This window comes from Mesorhizobium sp. P2_F8 (genome assembly GCF_056403655.1).
This window is the reverse complement of record NZ_JBFUFB010000002.1, coordinates 112,747-124,441: the sequence shown is the minus strand read 5'-3', so window position 1 is coordinate 124,441 and position 11,695 is coordinate 112,747. Positions and strand designations below refer to the sequence as shown.

The window sequence follows — 11,695 nt, the reverse complement described above, 5'->3', positions numbered from 1 at the left end:
CTCACAAATCTGTTTTCCGCTCACGCGGCGTGGGAACGTACGAAGTCGCCAGACCGCTCGGCGTCAAGGACCGATGGCTCGGCATCGTCCGAGCCATCGGTCCTGCTTCGCCCTATATAGGGGCTCGCGCTCTTTTCGCCGACAGCCGTGCTTGTCGATCCTGACGGCGCGGTGTCGACAACCCGCAGCTTCGGCCCCGGCCGGATCAGCCGGATGATCCGGCGCACCAGCGACGGCCGGCTCGGGTCGGGAACCGCGTGCGAGAAATCGACATCCGGCAGCATGCCGCGATGCGGCCGGCGGCGGACTTCGGCATGCACCGCCGACGAATAGGTTTCGCCGATCAGCAGCGCCCAGGTTGCCATTTTCTGGTCGTGCAGGCTCCTCGAGCCAGGTATTCTGTAGGGATCGAACATCGGTCCGTCCTCCGTGTGAAAATAGAGATGAAAAGGTGAATCCATATCGTCCGCCGGCATTCGGCCGGAGGCACGGATTGCGTCGGTCTGGACACGACGGTAGTCGTTGGTCTGGACATGACGGCGGGCGTCAGTCTGGACACGACAAGCGTCGGTCTGGACACGTTCAGGCGGGGCGTTCAGCCCCTTTGACAGTTTGAAAAACATCGCAGGATTCCTTCGAGAGCCGAAAAAGCGTTTCGGCGGGAATCGGTGCGATCAAGTCTTAGAGAGTCAGGAGAATTGTCGTACCGAAACCGCCATGGGGCGAACAAGCCCACGAGAGGGGCGCTGGATGTGCATGGTCATCATGAATTTCCCCTCCATCGGTTCGGGTTGACAATGGGTCTGACATACCCGACTTCGCAGAAAATGGCCACCCGCAGGTCCAGCAATTTCCAAAACCGCGAGCCGGCTGTGGCCGATCTGCCACTTATTAGAAGGACGCGGAAATGAACGACCGTCTCCGCATCGCGCTCTACCAGCCTGATATCGCCGGCAACACCGGCACAATCCTGCGCTTTGCCGCTTGCCTCGGCCTTGGCGTCGATATCATCGAACCGGCCGGCTTTCCGCTCTCCGACCGGGCGCTTAAGCGAGCCGGCATGGATTACCTCGAAATGGCTGATCTGACCCGGCATGTCGATTGGCACGCCTTCGAGGACTGGCGCAGGGCGGGCGCCCGCCGGCTGGTGCTTCTGTCGACCAAGGCCGCGATTCCCTACACGAGCTTTGCCTTCGCCAGTGGCGACATCCTTTTGTTCGGCCGCGAATCCGCAGGCGTGCCGGATGCTGTCCATCAAACGGYGGATGCGCGGCTGACCATCCCCATGCAGGGTGCCGCGCGCAGCATCAACGTCGCGCTGTCCGTCGCCATGGTGGCGGGTGAAGCCATCCGGCAACTCGGCTAGGAGTTTGCTGGCAACCCCCGTCAATTTGACCCAGGCGCACATCGCCCTCTCCTTCATTTGCACATCCTGGGTTTCTTGCTACAAGCTCAACTTAACTTGAGGTCAAGCGATAAAATCGAGGCGGGAAAGCAAGGATGGCACCAGTAACGGAATTAACGGTCGGCCAGGTGGCGATGCGCAGCGGGGTAGCGGTGTCGGCGCTGCATTTCTATGAGGCGCGCGGCCTGATCCGTAGCCACCGCACGTCCGGCAACCAGCGCCGCTACGGCCGCGACGTGCTGCGGCGCGTGGCGATCATCAAGGTCGCGCAGGAGGTCGGCATCTCGCTGGCCGAGATCGGTGCCGCATTGGCATCCCTGCCAGAGGGCCGCACGCCGACTCGCGACGACTGGAACCTTATGTCCACCGCCTGGCGCGACGGGCTCGATCACAAGATCGCCCAGTTGAAGAAACTGCGCGACGGGCTGACCGACTGCATCGGCTGCGGCTGCATGTCGATCGACAAATGCCCGCTCAGGAACAAGGGCGACCGCCTGTCTAGGGAAGGCACGGGGGCAAGAAGGTTGGTGGCTACACCTTCTCTCCGTTCGGGGAAAAGGTACCTGAAATCCTAATCCGCGGCCGGCAGCCGCCTGATGGTGAATTCGATCAGGTCGCCCGGTCGCTCGAACCAGCTTTCGATCTCGGTCCAGTAGGCCTGCTTGGGAAAGCGCTCGAACCATTCCTTGGCCTTGAGGCGCGCATCGGAGCGCGGCAGCACGAAGGTCTCGCGCAAAAACCCGTCGCGTGGCATGCGCGTGCGCTCAGCCCGGCTTTGGTCGAGCCTTTTCTTCAGGCCATCCAGCGGTGGTCTTGCCGGGGTGCGCACGAAACAACTCCTTGCACCTTAATGACGCTTGGACACTTGACCCTTGCCCTTAAGAGATTAGGGATCGCGCCGGCAAAAGACGAGTCATTTGTAGGGACTCGGCCCCCCGCAACCGGAGACGGCACTTGGAACGACCTGAAATACCGGCAGGCCTGCCCGCCGACATCGAACAGAAGAAGATGAAGGCGCGCCTGTGGTTCGAGGCGCTGCGCGAACGCATCTGTGGCGCCTTCGAGCAGATCGAGCAGGATCTTGGCGGCCCGCTGGCCTCGTGGTCGCCAGGCCGTTTCGAAAAGACGCCATGGGAGCGCGACGAGGGCCGCGGCGGCGGCGGCACCATGTCGATGATGCACGGCCGCGTCTTCGAGAAGGTCGGCGTCCACACCTCGACGGTCTATGGCGAGTTCTCACCCGAATTCAGGAAGCAGATGCCCGGCGCCGAGGAAGACCCGCGCTTCTGGGCCAGCGGCATTTCACTGATCGCTCACCCCTGGAACCCCAACGTTCCGGCCGTGCACATGAACACCCGCATGGTCGTCACGTCTAGCCAATGGTTCGGCGGCGGCGCCGACTTGACGCCGGTGCTCGACCGCCGGCGCACCCAGGACGATCCCGACACCATCGCCTTCCACCGGGCCATGCAGTTCGCTTGCGAGAAGAGCCCCGAGGTCGCCGACTATCCGAAATTCAAGGCCTGGTGCGACGAGTATTTCTATCTACCGCATCGCAACGAACCGCGCGGCACCGGCGGCATCTTCTTCGACTGGCTGCATTCGGGCGAGGACAAAGGCGGCTGGAACGCCGATTTCAACTTCGTCCAGGATGTCGGACGATCTTTTCTCGTCGTCTACGGCCACCTCGTGCGCGCCAACTTCAATGAGAACTGGACCGATGGCGACCGCGACGAACAGCTCATCCGGCGTGGCCGCTATGTCGAGTTCAACCTGCTTCACGATCGCGGCACCATCTTCGGACTGAAGACCGGCGGCAATGTCGCCTCGATCCTCTCCAGCCTGCCGCCCGAGGTCCGCTGGCCGTAACAATATGGTGAGCGCGATGTGAGCCGCATTGATGTCCCATTTGCTCGAAATGGGCATGGAATGTGGCATACAGCACCGCGAAAGATTTCTTTTTCGTCTAATAGGCGATTGAAAAGGCTGGCCTATTTCCTGCGCCGGGTCGGGAAGCGCCGGCGGTTCGCCTGAGAGCAAAACAAAGCGAGCCGCGACCCGACGCGACCGGACGGCCCAGACGATGCGGGACATCTTCGTCAAAAAGGATACCCGCCTTTTCCAGGAGTACTTCGCAATGCGCAGGATCATTGTTTCGGCGGCCGCCGCTGCCCTTCTCGCTTCCGGTTCGGTGGCATTCGCCGCCGTCAAGCACACCACCGGAACGATCAAGACATTTGACGCAACGGCCATGAGCCTTGTCCTCGATGACGGATCGTCTTTTACGCTTCCCAAGACCTTCAAGGATCCTGGCCTTCAGGTCGGTGAAAAGGTTCGCGTCTCATGGGAGATGAGCGGCAAGAACAAGGTTGCCGAGGCCGTCAAGATCGCAAAGTGACGGCCTGCCTGCCACAGCGGGACGAGACGATCTCTGGTCCTGTTTCGGGGTAGCGTAAGAGGGCGGAGCAGCGCTGCTCCGCCTTTTCGCCGTTGACTGCGACCAATGCCGCCCCATCTGTGTTATGCTGTTCCCCCGCTCGCGGCCCAAGTTCCCATCCTGGATTTGGACCATGAGCCGAAAACTATCGGAGCCTCAGGCTCCGCGGAGGAAAAGGAGAAATCCCATGAAACAATTTCACTGCGGGTCGCTCGTGCCCGGCTGTGACTGGCACACGCGTGCCGACGAGGAGGCCGAGGTCATGCGCCGTGCCGTAGAGCACATGCGCGAGACCCATGGCGAGGCGGTCATCCGCGAGACGATGATCGAGGCGATCCGCTCGCGCATCGAGAAGACCCGCGACGCTGCGTGACTTCAGCCTGCTTTCAAGGCTTCCGCGGCGCGTTCAAGCAGCGCGCCGCGATCGGGCCAAAAGCCCGCTTCGACCCATTCCGTCTCAAGGTTCTTGAGGATTTCCCCAAGCTTCGGCCCTGGAATTGCGCCGAGCCGCGTCAGATCGGCGCCCTTTAGCGGAAACAACGGCTTCTCCCATTTCAGGGCGAAGGCAAGCAGGCGCGAAAAGCCGCCGGCTTCGAGCAACGCGTCATTGTCCTGGACGGCGCGCATCCGCGCGCCCGCAAGCGACAGCCGCAGGCGATCGACAAACCCTTGCCGGTCGCCGCGATAGAGCCGCTTTGCCAACTCGCCCTCCGTCGTCTTCGGCTCGGCGGCGGTGGCCAACGTCCAGTGGCGCAGGCGATCCGCTTCGGCGGTCGAAAATTTGAGCCGCTCGGCGAGCGTCTTCATGCGCGCGGCATCCGGTGGCACGATCGCTTCCAGCCTGAGCAGCGGGTCAGGTGCCCAGTCCAGATCCTTCTCGGCCCTGGTCAGCGCATGGATCGCGTCGATGCCCCATTTCTCGCTTTCCGGCAGCGCGGCGGTCAACACGCCGGCCTGCCGCATCCAGAGCAACGCCCGCGAAGGATCGGGCGCAGACAGAAGCTTCTTCAGTTCCGACCAGATGCGCTCGGCCGAAAGCTGGGCCAGCCCTTCCTTCAGCCGGGCACAGGCTTTCAGCCCCTCGGCATCCGGCCGGCCATCGCCATACCAGGCGAAGAAGCGGAAGAAGCGCAGGATGCGCAGATAATCCTCGCGGATGCGCGCTTCAGGATCGCCGATGAAGCGCAACCGGCGCGCCTCGATGTCGGCTGTGCCGCCGACCAGGTCGATCACCGTGCCATCGGCCTCGGCATAGAGCGCGTTGATGGTGAAGTCGCGCCGCTCGGCGTCAAGCTTCCAATCGCTCCCGAACGACACCTTGGCGCGACGGCCATCGGTCTCGACATCGGCGCGCAAGGTGGTGATCTCATAGGGCTTGCCGCCGGCGACCACGGTGATCGTCCCATGCTCGATGCCGGTCGGCACCGCCTTGAAGCCTTCCGCCTCGGCGCGGCGGATGGTTTCCTGCGGCAGACACGTGGTGGCGATGTCGATGTCGGCGACCGGCTGGCCCATCAGCGTGTTGCGTACCGCGCCACCGGCAACACGCGCCTCTTCACCGCCTTGCGCCAATGCGGCAAGCAGGCGCTGCAGATGCTTGTCGCCGAGCCACTCGGCCCGGCCCGCGATAGAGACATTCACGCATAGAGCCTTTCGTAAAGCGTACGGATGATGCCGGCGGTGACGCCCCAGATGCGCCGGTCGCCATAGGGCATGTCGTAGAAGAACCATTCGAGATCGTTCCACATGCGGCTGTCGCGCTTGTGGTTGGCCGGGTCCATCAGGAAACGCAGCGGCACTTCGAAGGCGGCATCGACCTCGTCGGCGTTCAAGCTGAGCCGGAAACCGGATCGCACGATGCCCAGCACCGGCGCGATGCGGTAGCCGCTGCCGGCGACATAATCGGGCATGCGGCCGATGATCTTGATGCGATCCTGGGCAAGGCCGATTTCCTCGAAGGTCTCGCGCACAGCCGCAGCTTCCGGACTGGCATCGGTCGGATCGATGGTGCCGCCGGGAAAGGCCACCTGCCCCGAATGGTTACGCAGCCTTTCGGCCCGTTTGGTCAACAGAACCGTGGCTTCGCCCTCATGATCGACCACCGGGATCAGCACCGCGGCATTGCGCAGCGGCTTGCCATGGTTAAGGCGTGGATGGCCTGGATTGAAGCGATGGTCACCATAGTCGTCGCCGGCATGCGCATCCGGCTGTGCCGCAAAGCGCGCGCGAAAGTCCGCTGCGGAAAACGGCGCCGTTGACATCTGGTCCATCACGCGCTCAGCCGCTTCAACTGGTCCGCCGGCATGATCGCAAACACCGCGCCCTTGGAGCGCACGGCGAACATGGTCTTGCCGCCGATCTCGATCTCCTCGCCATGTCCGACCAGCTCATACATCACCGGCCGCGCCACCAGCGCTTCCAGCCGGCCGCGCACCAGCACATAGGGTTTCAGGCCACCGGTCTCGCTCTCGTCGACAAAGCGCAGCGGCCGTTCCGGTCCGGCTTCGACGACATCGCCGACATTGGTGCGGAAGGTGATGATCTGCGCGTCGCCGCTGCCCGAAACATCCATCTCGACGGCGATGAACGGCGCGTCGGCGACGCGGATGCCAACCCGTTCCACCGGTGTCACCAGATAGGTCCTGCCGTCCGCGTCCTTGCGCAGCACCGAGGAGAACAGCTGCACCAGCGGCGTGCGTCCGATCGGCGTGCCGAGATAGAACCAGGTGCCGTCAGCCTTGATTTCCATGTCGAGATCGCCGCAGAAGTCGGGATTCCAGCGCTCGACCGGCGCCGCGCCCTTGCCGGCGCGGGCGGCGCGCGAGATCAGCGCCTCGAGACCGCGCGCCTCGGTGGCGGTCGTAAGGCTTTGTTGGCGAAGTTCGGAGTGTTCCGTCATGGTCACGAAATAGTCACTGTTGTTCCGCTTGTCAGCCTAAGTCTGTGATTTAAGTTTTGACATAGGCGCCACGCGAGGCCGAATCGCGGCAACCTATGCTATGGTGCGTGCCGGTATTTCCAACCATGGTATCTCCAACCAAAGGGATCGAAGCTGCATGAGCGTGATGGTCAAGGAAAGCCCGATGAGCGAAACGGACATGATCGCCGAGGCCGAGAAGGCGCTTGCCGACATCTCCAGGATCCGCGACGGGGTCGGCCGGGTCATCTTCGGCCAGGAGAGCGTCGTCGAGCGCACGCTGGTGGCGCTGCTGGCCGGCGGTCATGCGCTGCTGGTCGGCGTGCCGGGCCTCGCCAAGACCAAGCTGGTCGAGACGCTGGGCGTCGTGCTCGGCCTCGATTCACGCCGCATCCAGTTCACGCCCGACCTGATGCCGTCCGATATCCTCGGCTCCGAGGTGATGGAGCAGGACGAGTTCGGCAAGCGTTCCTTCCGTTTCATCTCCGGGCCGATCTTCGCCCAGCTTTTGATGGCCGACGAGATCAACCGTGCCTCGCCGCGCACCCAGTCGGCGCTGCTGCAGGCGATGCAGGAGTACCACGTCACCATTGCCGGCGCCCGCCACGACCTGCCGGCGCCCTTCCATGTGCTGGCGACGCAGAACCCGCTGGAGCAGGAAGGCACCTATCCCTTGCCCGAGGCCCAGCTCGACCGCTTCCTGATGCAGGTCGACATCCTTTACCCCGAAATCGAGGCCGAGCGCCGCATCCTCTTGGAAACCACCGGCATCGAGGACGCCAAGGCGCAGAACGTGCTGAACCCGGTGCGGCTGAAGGAGATCCAGACGCTGATCCGCCGCATGCCGGTGCCGGAAAGCGTCGTCGAGGCGATCCTGACGCTGGTGCGCTCGGCGCGCCCCGGCCAGGGCAATGCCGAAACCGACAAGCATGTCGCCTGGGGCCCCGGCCCGCGCGCCAGCCAGGCGCTGATGCTGTGCACAAGGGCGCGCGCGCTTTACGATGGGCGGCTGGCGCCCTCCATCGACGATGTCCGTGCGCTGGCCGAGCCGGTGTTGCAGCATCGCATGGCGCTGACGTTCGCCGCCCGCGCCGAAGGCACCAGCGTGCGCGACGTGGTGGCGAAGCTGGTGAAGGGGATTTGATGGCGCGCATCGGCGAGGTCCAGGCTCCGGCAGCGACGCGCGACGCGCTCGCTCGTGGCCGGTTGCGAGCCTCGCTTGTGCCTGACCTGCTGGTCGAGGCGCGCCGCATCGTCAACACCGTGATCGCCGGCTGGCATGGCCGCCGCAAGCGCGGCATCGGCGAGAATTTCTGGCAGTTCAGGCCCTATGTCGAAGGTGATGCCTCGCGCATCGACTGGCGCCGCTCGGCCCGCGACGACCACACCTATGTGCGCGACCGCGAATGGGAAGCCGCCCATACGGTGTGGCTGTGGGCCGACCCGTCGCCGTCGATGCTCTACAAGTCGACCGGCGCCAGCGTGTCCAAGCAATCGCGCGCGCTGGTGCTGACGCTAGCCATGGCCGAGCTTTTGTCGCGCAGCGGCGAACGCATCGCCTGGCCCGGCCTCACCGATCCGTTTACCGCCCGCAACGGCGCCGAGCGCATCGCCGCCCAACTCATGCACGCCGGCGAGTTGCCGGCAAAGCCCGACCTGTCCGACATCCGCCGCTTCTGCGACATCGTCATCGCCAGCGACTTCCTCGATCCGGTCGAGGAGACGATGGCGTGGCTCGACGTGCTCGCCCGCCATGGCGTGCGCGCGCATCTGATCGAGGTCGCGGATCCGGCCGAGGAAACCTTCCCCTATGCCGGCCGCACCGAATTCACCGATCCCGAGACCGGCGACAAGCTGACCGCCGGCCGCGCTGAAATGCTGGGAGATGAATACCGCCTGCTCTACACCGCCCGCCGCCACGAACTGGCTGCCTGGTGCAAGCGGCTCGGCTGGAGCTTTACCGTCAACCACACCGATCGGCTGGCTTCCGACGCGCTGGTGCGCCTGCACATGGCGATGACCGCCGACGGCGGTTATGCCGGCCTGGCCGCCGGTGGCGGTCGTGCCGGGAAGGCCGTCGCATGAGCTGGCTGCCGCTCTCCTTTGGCGCCCCCATGGTGCTGTGGGGCCTGCTGGCGCTACCGGTGATCTGGTGGCTGTTGCGGCTGACGCCGCCCAAGCCGCAGACCGAGATCTTCCCGCCGCTGAAGATCCTGGCGCGTGTGTTGAAGCGCGAAGAAACGCCGCAGCAGAGCCCGTGGTGGCTGACGCTGCTCAGGCTGTTGATGGCGGCGCTCATCGTCGCCGCCCTTGCCGAGCCGGTGTTCAACCCGCGCGAAAAATTGCCGGCCGAGGGCGCGGCCGTTGCGCTGGTCATCGACAATGACTGGGCAAGTGCCGCCGACTGGAACAAGCGCGTCGCCACCGCCGAGCGGCTGATCAAAGACGCCGGCTCGAACGGCGTGCCGGTCATCGTCGCCTTCACCGCCGATAAGCCCAATTCGGAAATCGGCCCGTTCGATGCCGCCGCTGCACTCGACCGGCTGCGTGCCGCCAAGCCACGGCCGATCCCGACCGACCGGCCCGCCGTCTATGCCCGCGTCGCCGGGGTGCTGGACACCTTGCCCGGCGCCAGCGTCGCAGTGCTTGCCGACGGCCTGGCGGCGAAGGGCGACGAGGCCGCCTTCAACACGCTGTTGTCGAAAAATGCCGCCCGTGTCGTGTGGGCCAGTTCAGACCGGCTGTCGCTGACCGGCCTAACCGCCGCCGACAACCAGGTCGACGGCTTTGCACTGACCGCCATCCGCGCGCCGGGCGACCCGGCACCTGCACAAGTCATCGCCGGTGCCTTCGACGACAAGGGCCGCCGCATCGCCGATGCGACGCTGACCTTTTCCCCTGGCGAAACCACCGCCACCGGCACCATGGCGGTGCCGTTCGAGCTGCGCAACGACTTCGCCTCGATCGCGCTCGACGGCGAGCGCCAGGCCGGTGCTGTGCGCGTCCTTGACGAAAGCTCCAAGCGCCGCCGCGTCGGGCTGCTGTCGCAGGCCGAGGCCGACCAGGCGCAGCCGCTTTTGTCGCCGCTCTACTACATCAGGCGCGCGCTGCAGCCCTTCGCCGATCTCGTCGAACCCTCCAGCGCCGACCTCGCCGACGCCATCCCGCAGATCCTCGACCAGAAGCCGGCGATGATCGTCATGGCCGACATCGGCACCATTCCCGCACAGGTTCGGCAAAGGCTGGTCGACTGGGTCGACAATGGCGGCACGCTGGTGCGTTTCGCCGGCTCGCGGCTGGCCGCCGCCGGCAATGACGACGACCTGCTGCCGGTCCGCCTGCGCACCGGCGAGCGCTCGCTCGGCGGCGCCCTGTCATGGACGTCACCGCAACCGGTCACCGAATTCCCCAAGGCCGGTCCGTTCGCCGATCTTGCGCCCCCGACCGAAGTCACCGTCACCAGGCAGGTGCTGGCCGAGCCGACCCCCGACATCGTCGAGCGCACCTGGGCCGCCCTCGCCGACGGCACGCCGCTGGTCACCGGACTGAAGAAAGGCAAGGGCACGCTGGTGCTGTTCCACGTCACGCCCGAGGCGACCTGGTCGAACCTGCCGATCTCCGGCAGCTTCGTCGAGATGCTGCGCCGCATCGTGCAGTTGTCGCGCAACCAGGGCGCGGCGATCGCCAATGCCGAAGCCGCGGCCACCTCGCTGGCGCCCTACCGCATGATATCAGCCGACGGCTCGCTGGTGCCGCCGACGCCGGATGCACGGCCGCTGGTGCCGGGTCCCGCGCTGACGGTGACCTTTGAGAACCCGCCCGGCCTCTACGGCTCCGAGACCGGCGTCTTCGCCCACAACCTGCTCGATGCCGCAAGCAAGCTGGCGCCCCTGGCGCGTCCGCAAATCACCGTTCCGGTCACATCGATCCAGTATGCCTTTGACGAATCGCGCAACTTGAAGGGCGCGCTGGTCGCCGCCGCTCTGGTGCTGATGCTGCTCGACACGCTGGCGGTGTTCTGGATGGGCGGCCTGTTTGCCCGCCGGCCGCGCCGTGCCCGTGGCGTGGCTACCACCGCCGCGATCCTGATTGCGCTCGGCGCGCTGTTTAGCCATGCCGATCCTGCCCGCGCCGACGACGCCAAACCGGGCGACGAGGTCGCCATCGAGGCGATATCGAAGACCCGCATCGCCTATGTGCTGACCGGCGTGCCGGGCGACGATTCAATCAGCCGCGCCGGGCTCGAAGGCCTGACCCGCTTCCTGGTCGAGAAGACGGCGCTGGAACCCGGCGCGCCGGCCGGCGTCGACATCGCGAAGGACGAGCTGTCGTTCTATCCCTTGATCTACTGGCCGATCGATCCGGCCGCACCGATGCCGAGCCAGGCCGCGATCGCCCGCATCGACGCCTATATGCAGCAAGGCGGCACGGTGCTGTTCGATACGCGCGACCAGTTCGCCAACGGCATCGGCGCCGATTCGACCAGCCCGGCGACGGAGCGGCTGCGCGACATCCTCGGCAACCTCAACGTGCCGCCGCTGGAGCCGGTGCCGTCCGACCACGTGCTGACCAAATCCTTCTTCATCCTGCCCGAATTTCCCGGCCGCTTCAGTGGCAGCCCGCTCTGGGTCGAGGCATCGCTCGACGCCAGCAATGCCGAGAACCGGCCGGTGCGCACCGGTGACGGCGTCTCGCCGATCATGATCACCGCCAATGATTTCGCCGGCGCCTGGGCGGTCGACGAGAATGGCGATCCGCTGCTGCCGACCGTGCCGGCGGACCCGATGCAGCGCATCTACGCGCTGCGCGCCGGCGTCAACATCATGATGTACATGCTGACCGGCAACTACAAATCCGACCAGGTGCATGTGCCCATACTGCTCGAACGGCTGGGGCAGTAGGATGACATGCTTTGTTGCGTTCCCAACGCGGAATT

At 65.2% G+C, this 11,695-nt stretch carries 13 protein-coding genes; 8 read left to right on the top strand and 5 right to left on the bottom strand.

Annotated features, from left to right (window positions below):
• Positions 1-20: 20 nt before the first annotated feature.
• On the bottom strand, positions 21-623 hold the full coding sequence (locus tag AC1DZP_RS04255; protein WP_477300319.1) for a hypothetical protein: 603 nt from the start codon (positions 621-623) through the stop codon (positions 21-23).
• A 284-nt stretch (positions 624-907) separates the two neighbouring features.
• On the opposite strand from AC1DZP_RS04255, the gene AC1DZP_RS04250 reads away from it, so the two are divergent.
• Together AC1DZP_RS04250 and soxR are read left to right on the top strand one after the other, a co-directional pair.
• Complete coding sequence (locus AC1DZP_RS04250) at positions 908-1,366, top strand: tRNA (cytidine(34)-2'-O)-methyltransferase (RefSeq protein ID WP_477300317.1); 459 nt, start codon at positions 908-910, stop codon at positions 1,364-1,366.
• A 134-nt stretch (positions 1,367-1,500) separates the two neighbouring features.
• Positions 1,501-1,980, top strand: coding sequence for a redox-sensitive transcriptional activator SoxR (soxR, locus tag AC1DZP_RS04245; RefSeq protein ID WP_477300315.1), 480 nt, complete (start codon positions 1,501-1,503; stop codon positions 1,978-1,980).
• Here the strand turns inward: soxR and AC1DZP_RS04240 are convergent.
• Complete coding sequence (locus AC1DZP_RS04240) at positions 1,977-2,234, bottom strand: hypothetical protein (RefSeq protein WP_477228224.1); 258 nt, start codon at positions 2,232-2,234, stop codon at positions 1,977-1,979. The two genes, soxR and AC1DZP_RS04240, sit on opposite strands and share 4 nt — an antisense overlap.
• Before the next feature lie 125 nt (positions 2,235-2,359).
• On the opposite strand from AC1DZP_RS04240, the gene hemF reads away from it, so the two are divergent.
• From hemF to AC1DZP_RS04225, 3 genes are all read left to right on the top strand, one after another.
• Positions 2,360-3,274, top strand: a complete 915-nt coding sequence (hemF, locus tag AC1DZP_RS04235; protein WP_095090838.1) for an oxygen-dependent coproporphyrinogen oxidase — start codon at positions 2,360-2,362, stop codon at positions 3,272-3,274.
• A gap of 268 nt (positions 3,275-3,542) precedes the next feature.
• Positions 3,543-3,803: a DUF1344 domain-containing protein gene (locus AC1DZP_RS04230; RefSeq protein WP_457151226.1), complete on the top strand. Its 261-nt coding sequence runs from the start codon at positions 3,543-3,545 to the stop codon at positions 3,801-3,803.
• 226 nt (positions 3,804-4,029) lie between these two features.
• Entirely contained in the window at positions 4,030-4,215 is a 186-nt protein-coding gene (locus AC1DZP_RS04225) for a DUF1059 domain-containing protein (RefSeq protein WP_095090837.1), read from the top strand.
• 2 nt (positions 4,216-4,217) lie between these two features.
• On the opposite strand, the gene AC1DZP_RS04220 is transcribed toward AC1DZP_RS04225, so the two are convergent.
• Genes AC1DZP_RS04220 through AC1DZP_RS04210 form a run of 3 tightly spaced genes read right to left on the bottom strand, consistent with a single transcriptional unit; the run spans position 4,218 to position 6,741 of the window.
• On the bottom strand, positions 4,218-5,483 hold the full coding sequence (locus AC1DZP_RS04220; RefSeq protein ID WP_477228226.1) for a CCA tRNA nucleotidyltransferase: 1,266 nt from the start codon (positions 5,481-5,483) through the stop codon (positions 4,218-4,220).
• Positions 5,480-6,112, bottom strand: a complete 633-nt coding sequence (locus AC1DZP_RS04215; RefSeq protein ID WP_477300313.1) for a CoA pyrophosphatase — start codon at positions 6,110-6,112, stop codon at positions 5,480-5,482. The genes AC1DZP_RS04220 and AC1DZP_RS04215 overlap by 4 nt, the downstream gene beginning before the upstream one ends.
• Complete coding sequence (locus AC1DZP_RS04210) at positions 6,112-6,741, bottom strand: DUF1285 domain-containing protein (RefSeq protein WP_477301148.1); 630 nt, start codon at positions 6,739-6,741, stop codon at positions 6,112-6,114. Before AC1DZP_RS04210 ends, AC1DZP_RS04215 begins: the two co-directional genes overlap by 1 nt.
• Positions 6,742-6,898: 157 nt before the next feature.
• On the opposite strand from AC1DZP_RS04210, the gene AC1DZP_RS04205 reads away from it, so the two are divergent.
• Genes AC1DZP_RS04205 through AC1DZP_RS04195 form a run of 3 tightly spaced genes read left to right on the top strand, consistent with a single transcriptional unit; the run spans position 6,899 to position 11,660 of the window.
• Entirely contained in the window at positions 6,899-7,903 is a 1,005-nt protein-coding gene (locus tag AC1DZP_RS04205) for an AAA family ATPase (protein WP_457151223.1), read from the top strand.
• Positions 7,903-8,844: a DUF58 domain-containing protein gene (locus AC1DZP_RS04200; RefSeq protein ID WP_477300311.1), complete on the top strand. Its 942-nt coding sequence runs from the start codon at positions 7,903-7,905 to the stop codon at positions 8,842-8,844. The genes AC1DZP_RS04205 and AC1DZP_RS04200 overlap by 1 nt, the downstream gene beginning before the upstream one ends.
• Positions 8,841-11,660 carry a DUF4159 domain-containing protein gene (locus tag AC1DZP_RS04195; RefSeq protein WP_477300309.1) on the top strand — a complete coding sequence of 940 codons (2,820 nt, stop codon included), beginning with the start codon at positions 8,841-8,843 and terminating at the stop codon, positions 11,658-11,660. The genes AC1DZP_RS04200 and AC1DZP_RS04195 overlap by 4 nt, the downstream gene beginning before the upstream one ends.
• Positions 11,661-11,695 lie beyond the last annotated feature (35 nt).

Excerpts from the sequence above, each read along its gene's own strand:
- AC1DZP_RS04255 (WP_477300319.1), bottom strand. The coding sequence starts at position 623 with ATGTTTTTCAAACTGTCAAAGGGGCTGAACGCCCCGCCTGAACGTGTC.
- soxR (WP_477300315.1), top strand. The coding sequence starts at position 1,501 with ATGGCACCAGTAACGGAATTAACGGTCGGCCAGGTGGCGATGCGCAGC.
- AC1DZP_RS04230 (WP_457151226.1), top strand. The coding sequence starts at position 3,543 with ATGCGCAGGATCATTGTTTCGGCGGCCGCCGCTGCCCTTCTCGCTTCC.
- AC1DZP_RS04225 (WP_095090837.1), top strand. The coding sequence starts at position 4,030 with ATGAAACAATTTCACTGCGGGTCGCTCGTGCCCGGCTGTGACTGGCAC.
- AC1DZP_RS04215 (WP_477300313.1), bottom strand. The coding sequence starts at position 6,112 with ATGGACCAGATGTCAACGGCGCCGTTTTCCGCAGCGGACTTTCGCGCG.
- AC1DZP_RS04210 (WP_477301148.1), bottom strand. The coding sequence starts at position 6,741 with ATGACGGAACACTCCGAACTTCGCCAACAAAGCCTTACGACCGCCACC.
- AC1DZP_RS04205 (WP_457151223.1), top strand. The coding sequence starts at position 6,899 with ATGAGCGTGATGGTCAAGGAAAGCCCGATGAGCGAAACGGACATGATC.
- AC1DZP_RS04200 (WP_477300311.1), top strand. The coding sequence starts at position 7,903 with ATGGCGCGCATCGGCGAGGTCCAGGCTCCGGCAGCGACGCGCGACGCG.
- AC1DZP_RS04195 (WP_477300309.1), top strand. The coding sequence starts at position 8,841 with ATGAGCTGGCTGCCGCTCTCCTTTGGCGCCCCCATGGTGCTGTGGGGC.